Below are 25510 nucleotides of genomic sequence, written 5' to 3'. Positions count from 1 at the left end.
ATTTTATTTGCTCATTTATACCTGAGGCAAAAGTCATAAAACAACTAAGTTTAAAATATGATATCTGTCATGTTTTGTATATTTTTACAGAACAAACAAACTATTCATTATGGGTAAGTGCGAACAATGCATTATAAAGCAGTTCAATTCACTTAAATCTTTGACTAAAGATGAGTTAGTAAGAATATCGTCTTGCAAAACATCAAAAACGATTAAAAAGGGAGAAGTGATTTTTGAAGAAGGGGAAGTCTTAAATGGCGTTTATTGCGTTAAAGATGGTATATGTAAATTATCCAAGCTTAGTGAAAACGGTAAAGATCAAATTGTAAAAATGGTTGTAAAAGGTCAGTTACTTGGTCAGCGTTCTTTAATAAGTGAAGAAAGTTCGAATTTACAAGCCGTTGCTTTGAATGATATGGAAGTTTGTTTTATTCCAAAAAGTGAGATTATAGCGGATTTACAGAAAAATCCAAAATTCTCTTTTGATGTCTTACAAGATATGGCTCATGACTTAAAAGAAGCCGACGATATTATAGTAAATATGGCTCAAAAATCGGTAAGGCAGCGTTTAGCAGAAGCATTAATTTATATTCATGAAAGTTTTGGTATAAACCCAGATGGAACCTTAAGTGTACTTTTGTCTCGAGAAGATTATGCTAATATTGTTGGTACTGCTACAGAATCTGCCATACGTGTGCTTTCTCAATTTAAAAAAGAAGGCTTAATCTCTACAATGGGTAAATATATAAAGATTGAAAACTTAAACGGTTTAAAGCGCGTTGAATAACTCGCCATTAAAAATTCTTGTTAAAGTATAGATAAATCTGATTATCAAGATTGTCGTTTTCTATAAAAATATAGTATTTTTATAGTGCTATGCAAAATGACAAAACTCTAAGAAAAGGCTTCGTTTTTAAAAAATATGAAGCGCCTTTCAAATCCACCTTTGATAAATTATTTGAAGTTTTTAAGGAATTAATTACACACACATCAGGAGATTTTGATGAAGCCATAGATTGGTTACGTGAGTTGGATAAAGAATATAAATTAACAACTCCCGAATATTCAATAGAAGATTTTATTGAAGACCTTAAAAAGAAAGGTTATTTGCGTGAAGAAATTGATCCAGATGGAAACGGCACTTTAGAAATAACAGCAAAAACCGAACGTGCTATTCGTCAACAAGCGCTGGATCAGATTTTTGGAAAAATAAAACGTAGCGGACAAGGAAATCACAAAAGTAAAAGTCCAGGTATTGGCGATGAACATACAGGGGATTTTAGAAGTTACCAGTTTGGAGATGCTCTAGATAAAGTATCGATGACAGAAAGTTTGAAAAATGCTCAAATCAACCATGGAATTTCTGATTTTACACTTTCAGAAGATGATTTGGTGGTAGAAGAAGCATTACATAAATCTCAAATGAGTACGGTGTTGATGATTGATATTAGTCACAGTATGATTCTTTATGGGGAAGATAGAATTACACCTGCCAAAAAAGTAGCTATGGCGCTTGCTGAATTAATTACAACTCGATACCCAAAAGACACTTTAGATATTTTAGTTTTTGGTAATGATGCGTGGCAAATAGAAATAAAAGATTTGCCATACTTAAAAGTAGGTCCTTATCATACAAATACAGTAGCAGGTTTACAATTAGCTATGGATTTGCTTAGAAGAAAGCGTAATACGAATAAGCAAATTTTTATGATTACCGATGGTAAACCAAGTTGTTTGCGTTTACCAGATGGAGAATATTATAAGAATAGTAACGGTTTGGATACACATATTGTAAATAAGTGTTACATGATGGCTCAACAAGCTAGAAAATTACATATTCCTATAACAACTTTTATGATTGCCCAAGATCCTTATTTGATGCAATTTGTTAGAGAGTTTACCTATGCAAATCAAGGTAAGGCATTTTATACTGGACTTAAAGGTTTGGGAGAAATGATTTTTGAAGATTACGAAACAAACAGAAAAAAAAGAATTAGAGGCTAACTACGATTAGCTGTTATAAAACATAATAGTAATAGCTAAAGGCAAAAAGCCAATGGCAAAAAGCTAAGAAGAAATATGAAAATAGAAAATATAAAAGCATTAGGAGAATTAAAGAAATCAGGTTACAAAAACAAGTCTATTAAAGATGAGTTGAGAGATAATTTGATTAAAAAAATAAAAAATAAGGAAACTACATTTGAAGGTGTACATGGTTATGAAAACACAGTTATTCCAGAATTAGAACGCGCTATTTTATCAAGACATAATATTAATTTATTAGGATTACGCGGACAAGCAAAAACAAGATTAGCACGTTTAATGTTGAATTTATTAGATGAATATATACCAGTTGTTGAAGGCTCTGAAATTAATGATGATCCTTTACAGCCTATTTCGAGATATGCTGTAGAATTGATTAAAGAAAAAGGAGATAAAACACCAATTTCATGGTTGCATAGAAATGATCGTTTTGCTGAAAAACTAGCAACTCCAGATGTAACTGTAGCTGATATTATTGGAGATGTTGACCCGATTAAAGCGGCTAATTTAAAATTGAGTTATGCAGATGATAGAGTGATTCATTATGGTATGATTCCAAGAGCAAATCGATGTATTTTTGTGATTAATGAATTGCCAGATTTACAGGCTAGAATTCAAGTAGCATTATTTAATATTTTACAAGAAGGCGATATTCAAATTAGAGGGTTTAAGTTACGCTTGCCTCTAGATATGCAATTTGTATTTACTGCAAATCCTGAAGATTACACTAATAGAGGGAGTATAGTAACACCTTTAAAAGATAGAATTGGTTCTCAAATATTAACGCACTATCCTGAAGACATTGAAACTGCAAGAAAAATCACAGAACAAGAAGCTAAATTAGTTGAAAACCAAAAGTCTTCAGTTATTGTTCCTGATTTGGCTAGAGACTTATTAGAACAAATTGTTTTTGAAGCACGTGAAAGTGAATTTATTGATGCGAAAAGTGGTGTTAGTGCGCGTTTAAGTATTACAGCTTTAGAAAATTTATTAAGTACAGCGGAACGACGTGCATTAATAAACGGCGACGGACAAACAACATTAAGATTATCTGATTTTGTTGGTATTATTCCTGCCATTACAGGAAAAGTAGAATTGGTTTATGAAGGTGAACAAGAAGGAGCAGCTGTTGTTGCAAATAACTTAATTGGACAAGCTGTTAAAAGTTTATTTGTAGAATACTTCCCAAAAATTGAGAAGTTACAAAAGCAAGATCAAGAAAGTCCTTATGATGACATTGTATCTTGGTTTTTTAATCAAAAAGATGGCTTCGAGCTGTTTGATGACTTACGTGATAAAGAATATAAAAACTTATTGAATGCTATTTCTCCTTTAGATGATTTGTTATCAGAATTTCAACCCAATTTAACAAAACAAGATAGTTATTTTGTCAAAGAATTTGTGCTATGGGCCTTAGTAGAATACAAACAATTGAGTAAACATAGATTTACAGAAGGCATTCAATTTAAAGATCCTTATGGAAGTTTTATAAGTGGTATATAATTTACCAGTTATCCCTACTTTTAATATTATTAGCGCATAATTCAATAATTTGAATAATGCGCTTTTTTCTGGTTTCTTCTCTTTTTGCACTATGCAACCAGGATAAGTAACTTTTTCTGTAGCCTTTAGTAAAATCTTTGTAGTTTTCAAAAGCCCTTTGATTATTATTAAAAGCCTTTTGTAAATCATCTGGAATAATACCGTTTTCAACATCGTCCATGGCTGTCCAAGTACCAGTTTCTTTAGCTAAATCAATCATTCTATAACCAGATTCATGAATTAGCCCATTTACTTCCAAATTTTCTACATATTTTTTATTTAGAGCGCTCCAAGTGCTTTTGGGATTTCTATGGCAGAAGTATTGTCGTCTTTTTCCATTACCTAAACTTTTTACAGTAGAATCAATCCAACCAAAACAGATAGCAACTTTAACAGCTTCTTCCCAACGCATGGTTGGAATATTCATTTCAAGTTTATAAAAGATGAGATAAACACCTTTTTCTTTATCATGATTATTTATTAACCAATCATACCAGTCTGTATCACGTTCGAAATAAAGTTCTGGTAAATCTTTCAAAACTTATCCTTTTTTAGATTCAACATAAAAATCTGGGTCTATTTCAAAAGTATTAATTTTAGATTCCAAAGATTCTTCTTTCCAATCAGCTTTAGGAAATAGCCATTTTTCTTCATCATTTATTTTCACTTGAATAGGCATGTCAAAACCTTCTATAATATTTACCCAACGGTATTTTAAAGTTTTCTTTTTAATCTCATATTCTAAGGTTGGTATTTTAACGGTTCTTAAATACTGATTAAAAAACTCAGTTAAATCATAACCAGTTTCCCTACTTATAAAGTTTTCAATTTGCTTTGATGAAACTGTTTGATGATAAAATTCAGTGTTCATTTTTCGTAAAATATTCCGCCATTTCTCATCATCTTCAATTAACTGTCTTAAAGTATGAAGCATGTTGGCACCTTTATAATACATATCACTAGAGCCTTCTTTGTTTACATCATAAGTACCAATCAGAGGTTTATCATTTTGTATGTTTTTACGAGTACCAATAACATACTCAGCAGAAGCTTCTTTTCCAAAATGATAATCTAGATAAAGATTTTCTGAATAAGCAGTAAATCCTTCGTGAATCCACATATCAGCAACATCAATATTTGTGATATTATTAGCAAACCATTCATGGCCTGCTTCATGGATGATAATAAAATCAAATTTTAAACCCCAACCAGTTCCTGATAAATCGTTTCCTAAATACCCATTTTGATAACCATTTCCGTAAGTCACAGAACTTTGATGTTCCATACCTAAATAGGGGACTTCCACTAATTTAAAACTATCAGCATAGAAAGGGTATTGACCAAACCAATGCTCAAATGCTTTCATCATTAGAGGCGCTTGTTTAAATTGTTTTTTAGCTTTTTCAAGATTATCTCTAAGAACATAATAATCCATATCAAGATTCCCTGCCATACCATCATATACTTCAGAAAAATTCACATAATCACCAATATTTATGTTTACACCATAATTGTTAATTGGGTTTTTAACGACCCAACGATACGTTTTTGTATCGCCAATTTGTTCAACTTTGCGAAGTCTTCCATTTGAAACATTAATTAATTTTGAAGGCACATTTACACTAATTTGCATACTGTCTACCTCATCATACATATGATCTTTACAAGGCCACCATACGCTAGCGCCTAAACCTTGGCAGGATGATGCAATAAAATGATTTCCATTTTTATCTTTTTTCCATGAAATTCCTCCGTCCCAAGGAGCTCTTACAGCTTCTTTAGGATGCCCTTCGTAGTAAACAGTTAAATCATTTACATCATCTGCTTTTTGGTTTTCTAATAACGATATGAAATGAGCATTTCCATCATGTTTAATTTTCAATTCTTTACCGTTTTGAACCGCCTTTAAAAGTTTCATAGGAGGTTGTAAATCAATCTGCATAACAGAATCACTTTCTAAAACTTTATATTGTATCGTGTTTTTGCCAGAAATGAATTTATTATCAGGATCTACTTTTATGTCTAAGTGATAATAAGTTAAATCCCACCATTCGCGTTCAGGAGTAATACTACCTCTTAAAGTATCTTGTTTGGTGAACACATTTTTTTCTGAAAGCAATCCTTGAGCATTTAAAAAGAATAAGGGACTGATTAAAAATACTATGATTAAACTGAAATTATTTTTCATAAAATTAATATTTTGTTTAAAATTAAATAAAAAGGTTAATAGTAGTTCATCATTTTTTTTGAATAAAATCTGGATGTTTTTTATTGAATTTTAATGCATGAAAATAGCATAAAGGCCCTAAAAAAGCATATACAAATCCAGGTACTCCAAATATGATGCCTATTTTAAAAATAGCTAACAGAATTGATACAAGAGCTACTACTACAAAAATTAAAAAATGTCTGTGATAAAATAAAAGTGTAATTGAATTCTTTTCAGATTTTTTATATGCTCTCTTGTACATTAAAGAAAAACATAAAAAAATTAACAAAAATCCTAAACTATATAGAATAAATAGTGATGCTAAGTCATTTAAAGAAACAGCAGATTGCTTTAACCAAGTACCAGTTAAAGATTTTAATGGAAAAACAAAATATAGAACTACAAAAAGTAGCACTGAATTATAAGTTATAATTCTATTGTCTAAGTAATTATTTCTTCTAAAATAGTTGTAATGTAATTTCCATAAAGCTATTAAAACAAAAAAACTAACACCAAAACTAATCAAGTTTTTAAAATTACTTTTTAATTCTAAAAGGGTATCTCCGGAGCCTAAAGAGACTACCATTAAAGTTGCAGCAAAAGCAAATACTGCATCACTAAGTGCTTCAACTCTATTTATGTTGTGATTAATTTTCAATACTTTAATTTATATAATTATTGAATAAATGTAACTTTTGATATTTTTCCATCTTTTACTTCATAAATAGCAATTGCATAAAAAGTATTACCATTATAGGTTACCTTTTCTTTGTCGATTACTTTGTTTCCAAGAACCATTCTATTTACTATTTGAGCATTCAAATCTGAAACTTTTTCAAACATGGGTGCATATTGTTTTCGCATGGTTTCATGACCTTTAGAAATTAACTGATTTGGGAACATATAAAGTTTAATTTGTCCTGAATAAGTTTCAATAAATTTATCAATGTCTCTATTGTTGTAGGCTAGGAGTTGTTTGTTAACAATAGATTCTGGGTTTGAAGTTGTTTGTTTATTACCAACAAATGTCATTGATTTTATTTTGTCATTTTTTGTGCTATATATACTTATATGTCTGTTTGTGGAATTATTTACAGTTCCTAATTCTTCATCAATAACCCAGTTTTTAAGTGTCATTCTGTTTAAAACAGATACATGCGATTTTTTATTTTCCTTAAAGAATTTTTTATAGTTTTCTTTTAATTTTTCCTTTCCAATATACATGGTATCATCAGGAAATCTCGTTACCATAATATCTTTATGAAATGCGTTTGAAAATGAATCTAAATTTCTATTATTGAAAGGAGCAATATGTTGTTGAACAATTTTAGAAGAATTACTTAAATCTAAGTTGATAGAATCTGATTGTGAAAATACTTGTTTGGTAAAAAGGAAGCAAAGTATGCTTAGTATATACTTCATGATTAATTAATTAATATTATAAATATAGTGAAATAAAAAAACGCCTCGAAAATTAATTCGAAGCGCTTTTTATAATTGAGTTAGTCACTCTTTATACTTTGTATTCTAAAATTAAAAACAATACTTATTTTCTTTAATCACTTTTTCAGCAATAATATGTCTCAACTCTATAATATTAGGCATATTTACATACTTTATATAGCGTTTTAAGCCCATAAGCATCATACGTTGCTCATCACCTGTAGAGAATGAAATAATAGAATGTTTACCAGCGGTTTCTATAACATCAATAGCATGAAATAAATTTAATTTGGCCATAGCTATTTGCTCTTTTACATTATCTTCTCCTTCTTTCTTCGCCATTTTTTCAGCACGAAGAATAGCAGACTCTGCTAAGTATATTTGAATTAAAATATCTGAAGCTGCTAACATAAGTTGTTGTTGCTCTTCAATTTTCTCTCCATATTTTTGTAACGCAGCTCCAGCAACCATTAAAAATAGTTTCTTAAGATTCTTAACGATACTTTTTTCTTCAGAAAATAATTCTGAAAAATCAGGAACATCAAAAGAAGGTATTCCAGTTAGTTCCTTGGCAACAGCTTGAGCAGGCCCTAATAAATCAACATGACCTTTCATGGCTTTTTTAATTAACATGCCAATGGAAAGCATTCTGTTAATTTCATTAGTACCCTCATAAATTCTGGCAATTCTTGCATCTCTCCAAGCTGATTCTACTGGTGTTTCTTCAGAGAATCCCATGCCTCCAAAAATTTGGATACCTTCATCTGTACAATTCTGTACATGTTCTGATACTGCTACTTTAAGAATAGAACATTCAATGGCATATTCTTCAACACCTTTTAATTCTGCTTCTTGATGTGAGTCTTTACCGTTATTCTGACGAATTGTAATACGGTCTTCAATATTTTTAGCAGCACGGTAAGTTGCAGCTTCATCCACCCAGCAATTAGTAGCCATTTCTGCTATTTTTTGACGAATAGCTCCAAAACTAGAAATTGGTGTTTTAAATTGAATACGTTCGTTTGCATAATTTACTGAGACAGAAATTACACGGCGTTGAGCATCTAAACAAGCAGCTGCAAGTTTAATTCTACCAACGTTTAAAGCATTCATGGCTATTTTAAAACCATTACCTCTAGTGGAAAGCATATTTTCAACTGGAACAACGGTATCGTTAAAGAAAACTTGTCTTGTAGAGGAAGCACGAATACCTAGTTTATGCTCTTCTTCACCCATGGTTATTCCATTAGGATTTTCTGGGTCGTATTCAACAATAAATCCAGTAATATTTTTATCGTCTTCAATACGGGCAAAAACAATCATTACACTACAGAAACCTGCATTTGAAATCCACATTTTTTGACCAGTAATACTATAGGTTTTTCCATCTGCAGATAAAACTGCTTTTGTTTTACCAGAATTGGCATCACTACCTGCACTTGGTTCTGTTAAGCAGTATGAACCAAACCATTCTCCACTGGCTAATTTTGGAACATATTTTTGTTTTTGCTCTTCGTTACCATATAAAGTTATTGGCATAGTTCCAATTCCTGTATGTGCTCCAAAAGCTGTACTGAAAGACCCTGTGGCTCCAGATATATAATCGCAAACTAAAGCGGTATCAACAAAACCCATACCCATTCCACCATATTCTTCAGGAACTGAAACACTTAAAAAACCAAGCTCTCCAGCTTGACGCATACAAGATTCAGTTAATGCGTAATCTTTCTTTTCAAACTGTGCCTTTTTTGCCCAAATTTCCCTATCAACAAATTCGGTTACAGCTTCTTTCATCATAAGCTGGTCCTCATTAAAATCTTCTGGAGTGAAAATATCTTCACATTCAATTTCTTTAACTAAAAATTGGCCACCACGTAGAATGTCTTTTTCCATTGCTTTTACTTTATTTTTTTATTTCTTTAATTTAAAAATTCAAAGATGCCACATGCACCTTGTCCAGTACCCACACACATGGTAACTGCTCCATATTTTCCTGCCATGTTTTGCTTGCGCATTTCGTCAAATAGTTGCACTGATAATTTTGCCCCAGTACAACCAAGAGGATGCCCAAGTGCAATAGCGCCACCATTTACATTTATAATATCAGGATTTAAGTCTAATTCTCTAATTACTGCCAAAGATTGAGACGCAAAGGCTTCATTCAATTCAATTAATGATAAATCGTCTTGATTTAAACCTGCTTGTTTTAATGCTTTTGGAATTGCTTTTACTGGACCAATTCCCATTATACGTGGCTCTACACCAGCTGCTGCATAATTTACCATTCTTGCAACAGGTTCAAGATTTAATTCTTTAACCATGTCCTCACTCATAACCATAACAAAAGCTGCACCATCACTCATTTGAGATGAATTACCAGCAGTAACACTTCCACCAGCAGCAAATACTGCTCTTAATTTTGCTAAAGCTGCTTTGTTTGTGCCTTTCCTTGGCCCTTCATCTTTAGTTACAGTATATGATTTTGTTGCTTTTTTACCGTTAGAATCAATATATGTTTGTTCTACATCAATAGGTACAATTTGATCTTGAAACCGGTTTTCTGCTTGAGCTTTTAAAGCTTTCATATGAGAATTATAAGCAAATTCATCTTGGTCTTCACGAGACACATTGAATTGTTTTGCAACAGCTTCAGCAGTATTTCCCATGCCCCAATAGTAATCTTCATGACCAGCTTTTACAATCGCATCATAATTTAATTCTGGTTTAAAACCAGTCATTGGTACGCTACTCATACTTTCTGCTCCACCAGCAATTATGCAATCGGCCATTCCAGCTTGGATTTTTGCAGTTGCCATACCAATAGTCTCTACTCCAGAAGAGCAAAAACGGTTAACAGTTACACCAGGAACATCAATAACTTCTAATCCCATTAGAGAAATTAAACGTGCCATATTTAACCCTTGAGAACCTTCTGGCATCGCATTACCAACAATAACATCGTCGATACGTTTTGGATCTAAATTTGGCAATCCCTTCATCATATATTTGATGGTTTCTGCCGCCAATTCATCTGTTCTTTTAAAACGGAACACGCCTTTTGGTGCTTTACCAACTGCTGTTCTATATGCTTTAACTATATATGCTGTTTTCATCTTTTTAGTTTCTTAAAGGTTTTCCTTTTGTTAACATGTGCTGAATTCTTTCCAAAGTTTTGCGTTCTGTACAAAGTGAAAGGAAAGCTTCACGTTCTAAATCTAATAAGTATTGTTCGCTTACTAAAGTTGGTTCAGATAAATCGCCTCCAGCCATCACATATGCTAGTTTATTAGCAATTTTCATGTCATGCTCACTAATGTAGTTTGAGTCTTTCATTGCATCTGTTCCTACTAAAAACATACCTAAAGCTTGTTTACCAAGTACTTTTACATCAGTACGCTTAACAGGTTGGGTGTATCCAATGTCTGCCATTAATTTTGCATGTTGTTTTGCAACTGCTATCTGGCGGTCTTTGTTTACAACAACAATATCTTTTCCTTTTTGAAGTACCCCTAAATCAAATGCTTCATATGCAGAAGTTGATACTTTTGCCATACCAATTGTTAAGAAGTATTCTTGTAATGTATTTAATTGAACGTCACCTTTTCTAAAGGTATCCGATGCTCTTAAAGCCATTTCTTTAGAGCCTGCACCACCAGGAATTACACCAACCCCAAATTCTACAAGTCCCATATAAGTTTCTGCAGCTGCAACCACTTTATCAGCATGCATCGATAACTCACAAGCACCACCTAAAGACATGCCATGAGGAGCAGATATAGTTGGAATTGATGAATAACGCATACGCATCATCGTGTCTTGAAAATATTTGATAGCGCCATTTAGCTCATCGTATTCTTGTTCAGCAGCCATCATGAAAATCATACCAATATTGGCGCCAACAGAAAAGTTTGCACCTTGGTTACCAACAACTAATCCAGCAAAATCTTTTTCAGCTAAATCAATAGCTTTGTTTAGTCCTGCAAGTACATCGCCACCAATAGTATTCATTTTAGATTGGAATTCACAATTAAGAATACCATCTCCTAAATCTTCAATAACGACACCTGAATTCTTAAATACCTCATTTGATTTTCTGATATTATCTAATATGATGAAGCTATCTTGCCCAGGAATTTTTTCTTGTGTTTTATTTGGAATATCATAAGCATAAGAAGCACCATCTTTTACCGAGTAGAAAGATGAACTGCCTGATGCTAACATATCATTAACCCAAGTGTTAGGTTCTAAACCTTCAGCTTTCATGATTTCTATTCCTGCTTCTACTCCAATAGCATCCCAAATTTGAAAAGGACCATGTTCCCATCCAAAACCAGCTTTCATAGCATCATCAATTTTATATAAATCGTCTGTGATTTCTGGAATTCTGTTTGAAACGTAAGCAAATAAAGCAGCAAAACTTTTTCTATAGAATTCACCAGCTTTATCTTTTCCTTTTACTAATATTTTAAAACGATCTACAACTCTATCAACAGATTTTGTTAATTCTAACGTGGCAAATTTTGCTCGTTTTGCAGATCGGTATTCTAGAGTATTTAGGTCTAAGGATAGAATTTCTTTTTTACCATCAGCAGAAACTTGTTTTTTATAAAACCCTTGTCCAGTTTTACTTCCTAACCATTTATTTTTCATCATAGTATTGATGAAATCTGGTAATTTAAAAAGCTCTAAACGTTCATCATTAGGGCAGTTTTCTCTAATGCCGTTTGCTACATGAACTAAAGTATCTAAGCCTACAACATCAACCGTTCTAAACGTAGCTGACTTTGGACGACCAATTACTGGACCTGATAATTTATCAACTTCTTCAATAGTTAAATCTAGGTCTTTAACGGTATGGAATAAACTTTGAATACTGAAAATACCAATTCTATTTCCTATAAAGGCAGGTGTGTCTTTAGCTATTACAGATGTTTTTCCAAGGAATTGTTCACCATAACCATTTAAGAACTCTAAAACAGAAGCATCGGTTTTTGGCCCAGGAATAATTTCAAATAATTTTAAGTAACGTGCAGGGTTGAAAAAGTGTGTACCACAGAAATGCTTTTGAAAATCTTCTGAACGTCCTTCACTCATAAACTTTATAGGAATACCAGACGTATTACTAGTAATCAGCGTACCCGGAGTTCTATACTTTTCTAGTTTTTCAAAAACTTGTTGTTTAATGTCAAGTCTTTCTACTACAACTTCCATAATCCAATCAACATCTGCAACCTTTGCAATATCATCATCAAGGTTTCCAGTTGTAATTCTACTTGAAAAATCTTGATGATAAATAGGGGATGGCTTAGATTTTAACGATGCAGTTAAAGCATCATTTACGAGTCTATTCCTAACAACTTTATCTTCTAAAGTCAATCCTTTTGCTTTTTCTTTTTCATTTAGTTCTCTTGGGACAATGTCTAATAAAAGCACATCTACACCAATATTAGCAAAATGGCATGCAATGCCACTTCCCATAATTCCAGAGCCAATAATGGCTATTTTTTTTATTCTTCGTTTACTCATTTTTTTTAACTATCGGATTGATTGTATATTTTCTTATTGCTAACCATATCATTAATAATCTCAGCTACTTCATAAAAGTTTTTGAGTTGTTCTTCTGAAACATTGTTCTTAATAGCTTCATTAAATAGTAATACTTTTTCTCTTGAGTAGTCTCTTTTTTCTATTCCAAAGGCGGTTAATCCTATAATAACACCGCGACCATCTTTAGGATTAGGTTTTCTAGTAATTAATCCTTTTTTTTCCATAGTTTTTAAAATCCGAGATAAACTCGTAGCTTCAACACCCATTTTTGGGCCTAAAGCTGTTGAAGGTGTTCCTTTTTCTGGGTCTATGCTAAGTAAAGTAAAACCTGTGGCCATTGTACTTCCAAATTTTGAAGCCTCTTCATTATACATTTTTTGAACAGTTAACCAAGTTGTTCTTAGTATGTAATCAATAGTTTTGTCCTTCATTGTTTTTAATTGGTGAGTTCAAATATAAAAAAAAATACTATGCATGCATAGTATTTTTTTGTTAAATTATATTTACGTTACTTAAATTAAGTAATAAGTTTTAAAAACAATTATTCTATTCGCCTAATTTACCGTTAATAGCACCAACTACAGCACCTATAATTGTAGTCATAACAATAGAAATTCCTACATCTAAGGCGGCAAGTTGTATTTCAGCTCCAGGAATCATAGCCAAATTAAAGAAATTGTAAAACAATCCAATAAATAGCCCGATAATGGCACCAGCTTTAGCTCCAGTAGCTGCTGTTGCTATTTGTGCCCATTTAGTGTAAATATAAGCCACAAATAAACCAAAAGTTAAACATCCAAGAAAGATAAATAACATGGTAGTTTCACTTTCTTCTGGTTGAGGGAATACATTTTTAAAAATGATACCATAAAATAGCCATCCTAATAGGAAATCGACAATACCTCCTACAATACCTGATACTAAGAAATTTTTAGTTTTCATTATATTAGTTTTAATTGGTTAGGCTTAAATATAATAAAAATTGATTAATTTGTTAAAAACCATTGGATTAGAGATCAAAATAAAGAGGTTTTTAAAGTTGTAAGAAGTTAAACAGGACGATATATATGTTCAATCAAATCTGAATACATTTTTTTTATGACATCTCTTTTCATTTTCATGGTAGGAGTAAGATGTCCTGAATCTATAGACCATTCTTCAGGAGTAATTTCAAACTTTTTAATCTGCTCCCATTTTCCAAATTTCTGATTGCATTTGTCAATTTCTTTTTGGATTCGCTTCTTGACAATTTCAGACTTAGCAATATCCTCAAACGATGTTCCTACTTGATGGTTTTTACGTTCAATCCATTCTTTTACAAATTCAAAATTTGGTTGTATCAGAGCAGTAGGCATTTTTTCACCTTCTCCTATGACCATAATTTGCTCGATAAAAAGGGATTGTTTTAAATCGTTTTCTAATAGTGTTGGAATGATATATTTACCTCCAGAGGTTTTAAACATTTCTTTTTTACGCCCTGTTATTTTAAGAAATCCATCTGAATCAATTTCTCCTTTATCTCCAGTATGAAAATAATCTCCTGTCATGACACTATTCGTCTTTTCTTCATCCTTATAGTATCCCATCATAACATTAGGACCTTTAATTAGAATTTCACCATCTTCAGCAATTTTGACTTCAACGCCATCAATTGGCTTTCCAACTGTCCCGATTTTAAAGAAACCATCAGAGTATTTTCCAACGGATACTACAGGAGAGGTTTCTGTTAAGCCATAACCTTCCATTATGTGCATTCCTGCAGCACAAAAAATTCTAGATAAACGTGGTTGTAAAGCTGCACTTCCGGAAACCATAGTAAATAACTCACCACCAAGAGCGGCTCTCCATTTGCTAAAAATCAGTTTATTTGCTATACTTAGTTTAAATTCGTACCAAGCTCCATTTTGTTTATAAGGTTCCCATTGTTCACCTAAACGAACTGCCCAATGAAATAATCCTTTTTTTATTCCAGATAATTCTTCGGCTTTAGCCATAATTTTATCATATACCTTTTCTAGTAGCCTTGGAACCACACTCATTAAGTTAGGTTTAATTTCTTTTGCATTATCTCCAATTTTATCAATCCCTTCAGCAAAATAAATAGATGTACAAGAATGTTGGTAAACATATATGAGCACACGCTCAAAAATATGGCAAATAGGTAAAAAACTTAGAACTCTGGTTTCTCCTTCTTTTAATGGAACTCTTGGAACACTATTTAAAACATTACTTGTAATATTCCAATGAGAAAGCATCACTCCTTTTGGTTTACCTGTTGTACCTGAAGTATATATTATTGTTGCTAAATCCAATGGTTTAACAGCTTCTTTTCTTTTTTCAACGTCATCTTGATTAGATGTGTCATTTCCAAGTTCAAATAATTCAGAATAATGCTTACAACCTTTAATATGATCAAAAGAATAAACGTCTTTTATTTTAGTATTTGCTTTTACTTTATTTACTTTTTCTAAAACTTCTTCATCTGATACAAAACAATATATAGATTCGCTATGGTTTAGCACATACTCATAATCTTCAGCACAAATTGTTGGATAAATGGGAACATTTTGAGCACCCACTTGAAGTACTCCAATATCCATAATATTCCATTCTGTTCTGTTTGTAGATGAAATGACAGCAATTTTATCACCCTTTTCTATACCTAATTTTAGTAAAGCTCTACTTATGGCGTTGGATTTGTCTATATATTCTTGAGTAGAAGTTTTAACCCATTCGCCATTGTATTTTGTTACTAAAGCGGCATCATTAGGTTTTGTTTCTAATTGGTAATATGGGAAATCAAAAAGTCTTGTTATCTCTTTCATAGGGAATCTTTAATAAGCAATGATGCAAAGTATGAAAATTAAAATGATTTTCAAATAGCAGTTTTTTTTCTAATAAATACTAAGCAGAAGTTTGAATAAATCTTTAAAAATGTCACTTAATTCTTGACTTAATAAATTTAAACTGCCCATTATGGTTTGACTCATGCTCACAAACATGAAACCATTTACAATAGTTATTTGTAGGCCCCCAAGGAAAATCTTTATCTACATACATCAACCACTCATCATCACGATTTTTAAATTCTTTTAAAGTGTTTTCTCTTACTTCAGAAAGATGTTCTAAGTAATAATCTAGATTATTGCCTTTAATTTCCTTCCTAGCTCTATCGCCTAAACCTGAAGCAACATTCCATTTGTCAGCATCTTCTTTAGACCAATCTCCCCAAGTTTTATTCTCGAAAGTATGTATTTGGTAAAAGCGTTCGGTAGCCGCTAAATGCATAAGCATTGCTCCAATACTATTGGCGTTTTCATCTACTAAATAATCCAAATCAGAAACACTCATATTTCTCACAGGATTTAGAATTACCATACGCATCCAATCCATCATAGAAACGAGGGTTCCTATTTGAGGTGTATAACCTTCTTTTGGGCCAACAATATTTATATTAGCATCTTGAGGAAAGTTATTTAGTGGTTTGAGATGTGGAGCTGCAAATAAATGATTAGCTCCTAAAGCTCCAATAGTTAGTAGAGAGGATTTTTTTATAAAATCTCTTCGGTTTACTGATTTAAGATGATTTTTCATTGTGAGGAAATTTAATTCCTCATAAAGTTACCTATTTATTTTCTAACCAAAGTCTTGCATTCACAAAAGCCTCTAACCAAGGTCAAATTTTATTTTTGTGGTGTGATAACTTCTATTTGGTATCATTCTTTTTTATTAAACCAAATTTAATAGGTTTTTTCAAAATGTAAAAACTTATTAAAATGGTAAATAACCACAGGAACAAATTAATGTAGTTTTTTGTTTCTGTGGTTAATCCTAAATCATAAGTGATTGAGGCTTGATTGGTTTTTACAATCAAAAATATTTTGATAAATGTAAATAGTAAGACAAAATAAATTAAAATTTTTTTAAAGATTTTATGTTTTTTTATAGGTAAACTATAATTTTTAAAAAATGGAGTAAATAGAAAAATGCCGTAAGTAAGTACATTTAAAGTAAAATCGATATTAATGAATATTAATGTAGATAAATGAAATACACAACTGATAATTAGAAAGATAAACCAAGATTTCTTTCCTTTTAATAAAAAAAACAATGCACTTACTTCAAAAATAGCAGCGCAATAATCCATGCACTCAATTACAATAATTGGCATATAAAAAATCTTATCAGCCAAAAACATTTTACTATTACCGATAAAGTATTCTAAATTAAACCAAAATAAAAAACCACTAGTTGATAAGTCGAAATCAATCCATCTAAAAAATTTTGAAATACCCGCTGAAAAGAATCCGAAACATATCATTATTGCAATGATTGCTATTGAAATATTTTGCATTTCAGTGGATATTTTTTTGTCTTTTAAGAGAGCTATTTCAGATCCAGAGTTAGTAAAAGCAAGTAGAAGATAGGTGAAAATTAAAAATGTAGTATTGTGATCGATTTTTCCAAAACTATAAGAATAGCTAAAAAAAACTGAATTTAGAATAAACATAGCTATAAGAGCTAACCTAGTCCTGATTCCAAGAGTAATCATTGCTATAAGTATAATTGCAGAGATATCAGCTGCTTTGTATGTATAAGGAGGTAGATATCCATCACCTAAATAAGCAAAACTAAAAATACGTGGGCTAAAAAAAGCAGGAGGAATATCACTTATCCAAGTCCAAGAAGGTGTAAAATATAGCAGTAGTAATAAACCAAAAAATACGCGATAATAGGCTAAATTAGTTGTGGGGACATTTGTAGCTTTTTCGACTTTTGAAGATAATAGCAAAAGACGATTATTTATATAATTCAAAAATGGTATCATTAACAAATAATTTTTCTTTTAGTTTTCTAGTATCTTTTGATATAATGAGTTTAGTGTTCTTAATAATCAAAAGAGAATCTGAACACTCTTGAATTAATAGTCTTTTTTGTAACCACTTTTTAGTTTTAATAACCTCTTGGTTGGTTACCTTAGATTTGGTTTTGAAAGTAATACCAAGTTTAGTAGTTTTAAATGAGAGATTTTGCTTATTATTTAATCCAAAATTATTTCTAATTATCCAATGGGAATAAGAAATAGGAATATTTTTAAAAAATTTATTATAATCTAATTTTTTTTGATTACCTAAATTATCAATACCATACAAGTCTAACTTTGTCAAACTTATATCCTTACTTATATCTATAGGATTTGAATTTGAAGGTAGAATAACTGAAGGGAAAATTTCAAGCCTACTATCTATTGTTTTTAATAAAAAAGGGACAATTAGAAGCGTAAAAACTAAAATGTAAACAGTTAATTTTTTATGCATTATGCAATTTACAATAAAAATAAACTGCAAGCTATAGTTTTTTTATATCTAGTTTATATGAAATTAACTATAATTTTCAATCCACAATCTAGCATTAACAAAAGCCTCTAACCAAGGCGAAACTTCGTCTTTTCGTCCATCAGGATAATTAGCCCAATTCCATTGGAATGTAGAACGCTCAATGTGTGGCATGGTTACTAAATGGCGCCCCGTTTTATCACTCATCATCGCCGTATTAAAATCTGAACCGTTAGGATTATGAGGATAACCTTCATAACCATACTTAGCAACAATATGATATTTGTCTTCAGTGTAAGGTAGATTAAATTTCCCTTCACCATGCGAAATCCAAACCCCTAAAGTAGTGCCAGCAAGTTTAGAAAGCATTACTGAGTTATTCTCTTGAATTTTTACAGAAGTAAAAGAACTTTCATGTTTATGAGAATCGTTATGATGCATTTTTCCGTGAATCTCATGGTCTGGATTTATTTCTTCTAATTCCATGAATAACTGACAACCATTACAAATACCAACAGATAATGTATCTTCTCTATCAAAGAAGTTCTTAATAGCTTTATTTGCTTTTTCGTTGTATTTAATAGCACCTGCCCAACCTTTAGCGGAACCTAAAACATCAGAGTTGGAGAAACCACCAACAGCGCCTAAAAACTTAATATCTTCTAAGGTTTCACGACCAGAAATTAAATCGGTCATGTGTACATCTTTCACATCAAAACCAGCTAAATACATAGCATTTGCCATTTCACGTTCAGAGTTTGAACCTTTTTCACGAAGTATGGCAGCTTTTGGTCTATAACTTCCAGTTACAGGTAATTTACCCGTAAAATGTTTTGGGAAAGTAAATTGTAAAGGTTGATTTTTATAATTATCAAAACGGTCTTGGGCTAAACCATTCGCTGTTTGCTTTTGGTCTAGTAAGAACGATGTTTTATACCAAACATCACGCAATCTTGAAACGGTTAATGTAAATACATCAGCATTATTAATTATGCTTAACGTATCACTTTCAGTAACGTTTCCTATGTTAAAAAATTCAATATTAGCATCAGCTAAAACTTGCTCTATCGAAGTATCTTTAGCCTGAATTACAATACCAGCATTTTCAGAAAACAATAACTTAAACGAATCGTTTTCAGCTAAAGCAGAAAGATCTAATTCAGCACCTAAATTGATGTCTGCAAAACATAGTTCTAATAAAGTAGTAATTAAACCGCCAGAAGCCACATCGTGGCCAGCAACAATGTGTTCGTTTCTTATTAAATCTTGGATGGTGTTAAATACATTTTTAACATACCCAGCATCTTTAACATTTGGCGCATCATTTCCAATTTTATTAAGCACTTGCGCAAAAGAGCTACCACCTAATTTAAAATCATCTTGTGAGATGTTTATATAATAAATAGCGCCACCATTTTTATTAAAAACAGGCTCTACAACTTTAGATATATCGTTACAATTGGCTGCTGCCGAAATAATAACTGTACCAGGAGAAATCACATCCTCATTAGGATATTTCTGCTTCATAGATAAGGAATCCTTTCCGGTAGGCACATTAATACCTAAATCAATTGAGAATTCTGAAATCGCTTCAACAGCTTCGTATAAACGCGCATCTTCACCTTCATTTTTACAAGGCCACATCCAGTTTGCAGAAAGAGAAACAGACTGTAACCCATCTTTTAAAGGCGCCCAAATAATATTGGTAAGCGATTCAGTAATTGAATTTCTACTTCCAGCAACAGGATTAATTAATCCAGAAATAGGAGAGTGCCCAATAGAAGTGGCAATACCTTCTTTGCCTTTATAATCCAACGCCATTACGCCAACATTGTTTAAAGGAATTTGTAATGGACCAACGCATTGTTGTTTTGCTACTTTACCACCAACACAACGGTCTACTTTATTTGTTAACCAATCTTTACAAGCTACCGCTTCTAGTTGTAACACTTGCTCTAAATAATCATTGAAATTATCAGAGTTATAAGCAACATTGCTGTAATTTCTTTTAACGGTGTTGTCTGTCATCACCGTTTTTGGCGAACTTCCAAACATATCTTCCATAGCCAAATCCATTGGCTTGTTGCCTTTGGTTTTAGACTGAAAAGTAAAACGGTCGTCTCCAGTAACATCACCAACGGTATACATTGGCGAACGTTCACGGTCTGCAATTTTATGTAAGGTGTCGATATGTTTTTCTCCAATAACCAATCCCATACGTTCTTGAGATTCGTTACCAATAATTTCTTTATCAGAAAGCGTAGGGTCTCCAACAGGTAAAGCATCTAAATCAATTTTTCCGCCAGTATCTTCAACGAGTTCAGATAAGCAATTTAAATGTCCACCAGCACCATGATCGTGAATAGAAACGATAAAATTCTCATCACTTTCTACCATACCACGTACCGCATTGGCAGCACGTTTTTGCATTTCTGGGTTAGAACGCTGTACCGCATTTAATTCAATACCTGAAGCAAAAGCACCAGTATCTGCCGATGATACCGCAGCACCACCCATACCAATACGGTAATTTTCACCACCAAGAATTACTATTTTATCACCCGTTTTTGGGGTGTCTTTTAAAGCTTGATTTGCTTTGCCGTAGCCAATACCACCAGCTTGCATAATCACTTTGTCAAACCCTAATTTTCTAGCATCTTCTTCATGCTCAAAAGTCAATACAGAACCACAGATTAATGGTTGCCCAAATTTGTTTCCAAAGTCTGATGCACCGTTCGATGCTTTTATTAAAATATCCATTGGCGTTTGGTATAACCAATCGCGTTCTGAAACACCATGTTCCCAAGGTCTGTTTTCTTCAAGTCTGGAATACGATGTCATATAAACAGCAGTTCCTGCTAAAGGTAAAGAGCCTTTTCCACCAGCAAGTCTATCTCTAATTTCACCACCAGAACCCGTTGCAGCACCGTTAAAAGGCTCAACAGTAGTAGGGAAGTTGTGTGTTTCTGCTTTCAAAGAAATTACAGAATCAAAATCTTCAGTAGTGTAATAATCAGGAACATCGGCACGTTTTGGTGCAAACTGTTCCACTTTCGGGCCTTTAATAAAAGCCACATTATCTTTATAAGCCGAAACAATATCGTTAGGATGTTGTTTCGATGTTTCTTTAATTAATTTAAATAACGAGGTAGGTTTTTCTTCACCATCAATCACAAACGTCCCGTTAAAAATTTTATGTCTACAATGTTCCGAGTTCACTTGCGAAAACCCAAACACTTCAGAGTCCGTTAACGGTCTCCCAATTTTCTTCGCCACACCATCTAAATACGCAACCTCTTCATCACTTAACGATAAGCCTTCCTGCACATTATAAGCCGCAATATCCTCAATATTTAAAATCGGTTCAGGCTTAATATCAATAGTAAAACTCTCTTGATTCAAACCATTAAATTTCTCCGAAATCATTGGGTCAAAATCCTTAAAATCCTCAGCAACCGCTTTAAATTCCTCAATTCTAATAATATCGGTAATTCCCATATTTTGGGTAATTTCCACCGCATTCGTACTCCAAGGCGTAATCATAGCTGCACGAGGGCCAACAAAAAAAGCATCCAAAGATGCTTGCTTAATTTTTGCTTGGTTGCCAAAAAGCCACGTTAATTTAGAGATGGTTTCAGTTGATAATTCTTTTGTTGTTTGAACAGCAAAAACTTTGCTGGTTACGTTTCCAAAGAAATGAATCATTAGGTCTTAATTTGTATGTGTTTAAAGAAAGTGCAAAAATACACTTTTTTCACGATTCAATGTTGTTTTTTTTACGAAACCAGAAGCTGTTATTAACAGTATTTTCAACAACTATTTTTTTGTTTTGGGCGTTACCCTAAAAGGGTCGGGCTTTCCGCTACTCAATCCCTCCTAAGTCGGGGATTTCAAACATGCCGCTCAATCCCTAACGCAACCATCTGTCAAAGTCATAGCGCAGTCCTATTTTTTGTCATTCCTGCCAAGGCAAGAAACTATTTATTTAAACAAATCTTAATTTATAGCGCCCGCAAATCTCACTTACTTTTTTCATATCTGGAGGTCCAGCAGGCAATTCAGATAATTCTTGAAACATACCCTCTAATCCGGCAGGAAAAATGCTCAACATAGCTCTGGCTTTTTCTTCTCCAACAACTCTCCAAGAATGTGGTACACCTTTAGGACAAAAAATAAGGTCACCAGCATATAGAGTTGTCGTTTTATCTCCAACATGCATTTCTACTTGTCCTTCTAAAACTTGGAATACTTCATCCTCGTTTTCGTGCACATGCGGTGGGATACCAACACCAGGTAAATTGTTTTGTTCTATTAGCGTGTATTGTCCGTTAGTGTCTTTACCTGTTAATTTAATGTTTTGATTATCTCCCAAAACATTCAAAACCTTACCCTCGCTATTTTTTACAATTTTTGGGTTTAGCAGTTCTTCAACTTCAGGAGCTGTAGGTTCTACAACAGTTTCGTTTTTAGTTTCAGTTTTACAAGCATTTACCATGGGGATTAAAGAAAAAGCACCAATGCTAAGTGCAGACGATTTAATAAAATCTTTACGATTCATAATGATGAGATGTTTGGTTGGTTAATATTACTACTAACATAACAATGATAACGTTATGGTAGCTAGGAGGAAAGTTAATAAAAGAAAATGAATTTTTTTGAAAATCTTTTGAGTTTTTAAGCACTCGAGCACTTGAAATTAATTATACACTTTGATCTAACTTATTTATTAAGAATGAAGAGATTCTGAAACAAGTTCAGAATGATAAGAGATTTCCCTTTACGTTCCAACAACGCCATATAAAAACCGTCATAACCATTTTCGTGGGCTAGATTTTTTGTTCTTTAGAGGGTAAGATAAGTGACAGAAACTAATTTATATTCACTTGGTTGTGGTATGTTTGGTAATATGGGATACTCTTTATCAAGAGTAAAAGTACAACTAGAGTTTGCTGAAATTTCGTTACAACGTGTAATAGCATCTTGTTGGTAGCTTGAAGAAAAGACAATTCCATCAGCTTCAATCCTTAAAATAGGATAGCCTTTTGCAATAAAGTTATTGTTGTTATTTAATTTTATTTCAAACTGAACTTTGCTTGTATTATTACCTGTATCTGGCGTATAATTGAAACTGATTACATCGTAGGTAAAATTTTCTAATTCACTTCCTTCAACTAAGTTAGGATCAACTATTTCTGGTTCAGGAAAATCACAGGGAACTTCTTGTGTGATTTCAGGTATGAAAGTTGTTCCTGAAGGTCCAGATATTGTTTGTTCATATTGAACAATTATATCTTTTTTACACTCATCTTTAGAAGAACAGCTAAATAAAATTAATAATACAACTATTGAAAATATGTGCTTTGAAAATTTTGTCATACTAAACATTCTTAAACCATTTAATTGGTATTGAAATTACGCTTTACGTTCCATCAAAGCCATATAAAACCCATCATAACCATTTTCGTGAGCTAGAATTTTTTTGTCTTTTACCAACTCAAAATTTGCACCACCTTCAGATTTTAAAAAGGCTTTGACTTGGTTTTGGTTTTCTGATGGTAATACAGAACAGGTAGCATATACCAATTTACCACCTTCTTTTACCATTCTAGAATATTGTTGTAACACCTCTTGTTGGGTAATTCTAATTTTATCTAGAAACTCGGGTTCTAGTTTCCATTTAGCATCTGGGTTTCTACGTAAAACGCCTAATCCTGAACATGGGGCGTCTATTAAAACGCGGTCGGCCTTATTGTATAATTTTTTGATTGGCTTTGTAGAATCAATTACTTTTAAATCGACGTTATGTACACCGTTTCTACGGGCTCTTACTTTTAGTTTTTTAAGCTTGCTTTCGTAAATATCCATAGCCACAATTTGCCCTTTGTTTTCCATTAAAGAGGCTATGTGTAATGTTTTACCGCCTGCGCCTGCACAGGTGTCTACCACTTTCATACCTGGTGCTACATCTAGAAAATCGGCTACTAATTGTGAGGAGGCATCTTGCACCTCAAAATAGCCTTTTTTAAAGGCATCGGTTACAAATACATTGGCACGCTCAACCAATTTTAATGCAGCGTCGTAGCCTTTTATAAATTCGGTGTCTATACCTTCATCAGCTAATATATTCTGTAATTTCTCTTTTGTAATTTTTAGGGTGTTGGTTCTTAAAATAACATCTGCTTTTTCATTTTGCATTGCTATTTCTTTAGTCCATTTTGATTCTCCTAATTCTGCTAGACCAACTTCATCAATCCAATCAGGAATGGATTCTCTAAGTTTTCTAACTTTAGAGAGTTCATCAAAACGTCCTTTTATTTTACGGGTTGGGGTGTTTTCAAAATATTTCCAGTCTGGTAATGTAATACCTTTTAGTGTTGCCCAAACGGCAAACATGCGCCATAGATTATCACGATCAAAAGGTTCTTTTACTTCTGCTATTTCTGCATATAGGCGTTTCCAACGTACAATGTCGTAAACGGTTTCCGCTACAAAGCCTCTATCGCGAGAGCCCCAACGTTTATCGCGCTTTAGTAATTGCTGAATCACTTTGTCAGCGTATTGCCCTTCGTTGAAGATTTGTGTTAATCCGTCTATAACGGCAAAGCAAAGGTTTCTGTGTAATCGCATGGTATTTTATTGAGGGTGCAAAGGTACATTATAAATGTGTATTTGATAACTGGTTAATAACTTATTTCATTACCTAATAGCATTTTATATACATTTGAAAAACTTCTATAACCTAGCGCAAGTTTTTATTTTTTTAAGCATCTAAACTTAAAATAAGTTTAAATTATTTTTTTTGACTGAAAACAAATTTATTGAGGGATTACGGAACCATAACGCTAATGCGTATGGAAAGTTGTTGGATGATTTTCAGCAAAAGGTGTTTGCTACCTGTATATCGTTTGTACCCAATAAAGAAGATGCTGAGGATATTGCACAGGAGGTTTTTGTAGAAGTATTTAACTCGATTGGTAAGTTTAAAGGGAACTCGAAATTATCGACTTGGATTTATAGGATTGCAACTAATAAATGTTTGGAATTTATAAGAAAGCGCAACACGAAAAAGCGGTTTGGGTTTATGCAATCGATTACAGGAAATGCTATTCCAGTAGATAAAACGAGTTATTTTACGGAGATGAACCACCCAGGAATTATCTTGGAAAATAAGGAGAAGAGTGAAACTTTGTTTCATGCTATTAACCAATTGCCTGAGGCGCAAAAAGTAGTTTTTACGCTGCATAAAGTGGATGGTAAAAGTTACCAAGAAATTAGTGATATTACTGAGAAAAGTGTGAGTTCTGTGGAATCTTTAATGTTTCGTGCAAAGAAGAATTTACAGAAGCTTTTAGAGAATTTTTATAAAAATGATAAATAACGCAAGTTTTTA

21 protein-coding genes are annotated in these 25510 nt (G+C 32.6%); 4 read left to right on the top strand and 17 right to left on the bottom strand.

What is annotated here, in order from left to right; genetic code table 11:
• Positions 1 to 109: 109 nt before the first annotated feature.
• The 3 genes from DIS18_RS01235 (at position 110) to DIS18_RS01225 (ending at position 3546) form a co-directional block, all read left to right on the top strand.
• A complete protein-coding gene (locus DIS18_RS01235) occupies positions 110 to 787 on the top strand; it encodes a Crp/Fnr family transcriptional regulator (protein WP_109351229.1) in 678 nt (225 codons plus the stop codon).
• An 89-nt stretch (positions 788 to 876) separates the two neighbouring features.
• A complete protein-coding gene (locus DIS18_RS01230) occupies positions 877 to 2004 on the top strand; it encodes a vWA domain-containing protein (protein WP_109351228.1) in 1128 nt (375 codons plus the stop codon).
• Between the two features lie 75 nt (positions 2005 to 2079).
• On the top strand, positions 2080 to 3546 hold the full coding sequence (locus DIS18_RS01225) for a MoxR family ATPase (RefSeq protein WP_109351227.1): 1467 nt from the start codon (positions 2080 to 2082) through the stop codon (positions 3544 to 3546).
• 1 nt (position 3547) lies between these two features.
• Here the strand turns inward: DIS18_RS01225 and DIS18_RS01220 are convergent, their stop codons facing one another.
• The 17 genes from DIS18_RS01220 to DIS18_RS01140 all read right to left on the bottom strand — a co-directional run bounded on the left by DIS18_RS01220 (position 3548) and on the right by DIS18_RS01140 (position 24747).
• The gene (locus tag DIS18_RS01220; protein WP_109351226.1) at positions 3548 to 4123 is read right to left on the bottom strand and encodes a YdeI/OmpD-associated family protein; all 576 of its coding nucleotides are present in this window, start codon (positions 4121 to 4123) and stop codon (positions 3548 to 3550) included.
• Positions 4124 to 4126: 3 nt separating this feature from the next.
• On the bottom strand, positions 4127 to 5773 hold the full coding sequence (locus DIS18_RS01215; RefSeq protein ID WP_109351225.1) for a M1 family metallopeptidase: 1647 nt from the start codon (positions 5771 to 5773) through the stop codon (positions 4127 to 4129).
• A 49-nt stretch (positions 5774 to 5822) separates the two neighbouring features.
• A complete protein-coding gene (locus DIS18_RS01210) occupies positions 5823 to 6452 on the bottom strand; it encodes a TMEM175 family protein (RefSeq protein WP_109351224.1) in 630 nt (209 codons plus the stop codon).
• A gap of 17 nt (positions 6453 to 6469) precedes the next feature.
• Positions 6470 to 7216: a nuclear transport factor 2 family protein gene (locus tag DIS18_RS15000; RefSeq protein ID WP_219930750.1), complete on the bottom strand. Its 747-nt coding sequence runs from the start codon at positions 7214 to 7216 to the stop codon at positions 6470 to 6472.
• A 111-nt stretch (positions 7217 to 7327) separates the two neighbouring features.
• Entirely contained in the window at positions 7328 to 9130 is a 1803-nt protein-coding gene (locus tag DIS18_RS01200; protein WP_109351223.1) for an acyl-CoA dehydrogenase family protein, read from the bottom strand.
• Between the two features lie 26 nt (positions 9131 to 9156).
• Positions 9157 to 10350 (bottom strand): acetyl-CoA C-acyltransferase, encoded by a 1194-nt coding sequence (locus tag DIS18_RS01195; protein WP_109351222.1) that lies wholly within the window; start codon positions 10348 to 10350, stop codon positions 9157 to 9159.
• Positions 10351 to 10354: 4 nt separating this feature from the next.
• Positions 10355 to 12763 carry a 3-hydroxyacyl-CoA dehydrogenase/enoyl-CoA hydratase family protein gene (locus DIS18_RS01190; RefSeq protein ID WP_109351221.1) on the bottom strand — a complete coding sequence of 803 codons (2409 nt, stop codon included), beginning with the start codon at positions 12761 to 12763 and terminating at the stop codon, positions 10355 to 10357.
• A gap of 5 nt (positions 12764 to 12768) precedes the next feature.
• Positions 12769 to 13215, bottom strand: a complete 447-nt coding sequence (locus DIS18_RS01185; RefSeq protein WP_109351220.1) for a MarR family winged helix-turn-helix transcriptional regulator — start codon at positions 13213 to 13215, stop codon at positions 12769 to 12771.
• Positions 13216 to 13330: 115 nt separating this feature from the next.
• Positions 13331 to 13726: a DUF1761 family protein gene (locus DIS18_RS01180; protein WP_109351219.1), complete on the bottom strand. Its 396-nt coding sequence runs from the start codon at positions 13724 to 13726 to the stop codon at positions 13331 to 13333.
• A 107-nt stretch (positions 13727 to 13833) separates the two neighbouring features.
• Positions 13834 to 15609 (bottom strand): AMP-dependent synthetase/ligase, encoded by a 1776-nt coding sequence (locus DIS18_RS01175; RefSeq protein WP_109351218.1) that lies wholly within the window; start codon positions 15607 to 15609, stop codon positions 13834 to 13836.
• Between the two features lie 112 nt (positions 15610 to 15721).
• Entirely contained in the window at positions 15722 to 16378 is a 657-nt protein-coding gene (locus tag DIS18_RS01170) for a DinB family protein (protein WP_109351217.1), read from the bottom strand.
• 112 nt (positions 16379 to 16490) lie between these two features.
• On the bottom strand, positions 16491 to 17600 hold the full coding sequence (locus DIS18_RS01165; protein WP_146191773.1) for a hypothetical protein: 1110 nt from the start codon (positions 17598 to 17600) through the stop codon (positions 16491 to 16493).
• Positions 17584 to 18102, bottom strand: coding sequence for a hypothetical protein (locus DIS18_RS01160; RefSeq protein ID WP_109351215.1), 519 nt, complete (start codon positions 18100 to 18102; stop codon positions 17584 to 17586). The genes DIS18_RS01165 and DIS18_RS01160 overlap by 17 nt, the downstream gene beginning before the upstream one ends.
• A 63-nt stretch (positions 18103 to 18165) precedes the next feature.
• Positions 18166 to 21825, bottom strand: a complete 3660-nt coding sequence (gene purL / locus DIS18_RS01155; protein WP_109351214.1) for a phosphoribosylformylglycinamidine synthase — start codon at positions 21823 to 21825, stop codon at positions 18166 to 18168.
• Positions 21826 to 22105: 280 nt separating this feature from the next.
• A complete protein-coding gene (locus DIS18_RS01150) occupies positions 22106 to 22678 on the bottom strand; it encodes a cupin domain-containing protein (RefSeq protein WP_109351213.1) in 573 nt (190 codons plus the stop codon).
• Between the two features lie 284 nt (positions 22679 to 22962).
• On the bottom strand, positions 22963 to 23496 hold the full coding sequence (locus DIS18_RS01145; RefSeq protein WP_109351212.1) for a hypothetical protein: 534 nt from the start codon (positions 23494 to 23496) through the stop codon (positions 22963 to 22965).
• 36 nt (positions 23497 to 23532) lie between these two features.
• Positions 23533 to 24747, bottom strand: coding sequence for an RsmB/NOP family class I SAM-dependent RNA methyltransferase (locus tag DIS18_RS01140; protein ID WP_109351211.1), 1215 nt, complete (start codon positions 24745 to 24747; stop codon positions 23533 to 23535).
• Positions 24748 to 24919: 172 nt separating this feature from the next.
• Here DIS18_RS01140 and DIS18_RS01135 point away from each other — a divergent pair, with 172 nt between their 5' ends.
• The gene (locus tag DIS18_RS01135; protein ID WP_109351210.1) at positions 24920 to 25498 is read left to right on the top strand and encodes an RNA polymerase sigma factor; all 579 of its coding nucleotides are present in this window, start codon (positions 24920 to 24922) and stop codon (positions 25496 to 25498) included.
• The last annotated feature ends 12 nt before the right edge of the window (positions 25499 to 25510 follow it).

The sequence above is a fragment of the Algibacter marinivivus genome, assembly GCF_003143755.1.
Classification (GTDB): Bacteria; Bacteroidota; Bacteroidia; order Flavobacteriales; family Flavobacteriaceae; genus Algibacter_B; species Algibacter_B marinivivus.
The sequence above is the reverse complement of the archived record's forward strand: the minus strand, read 5'-3'. Positions and strand labels throughout refer to the sequence as shown.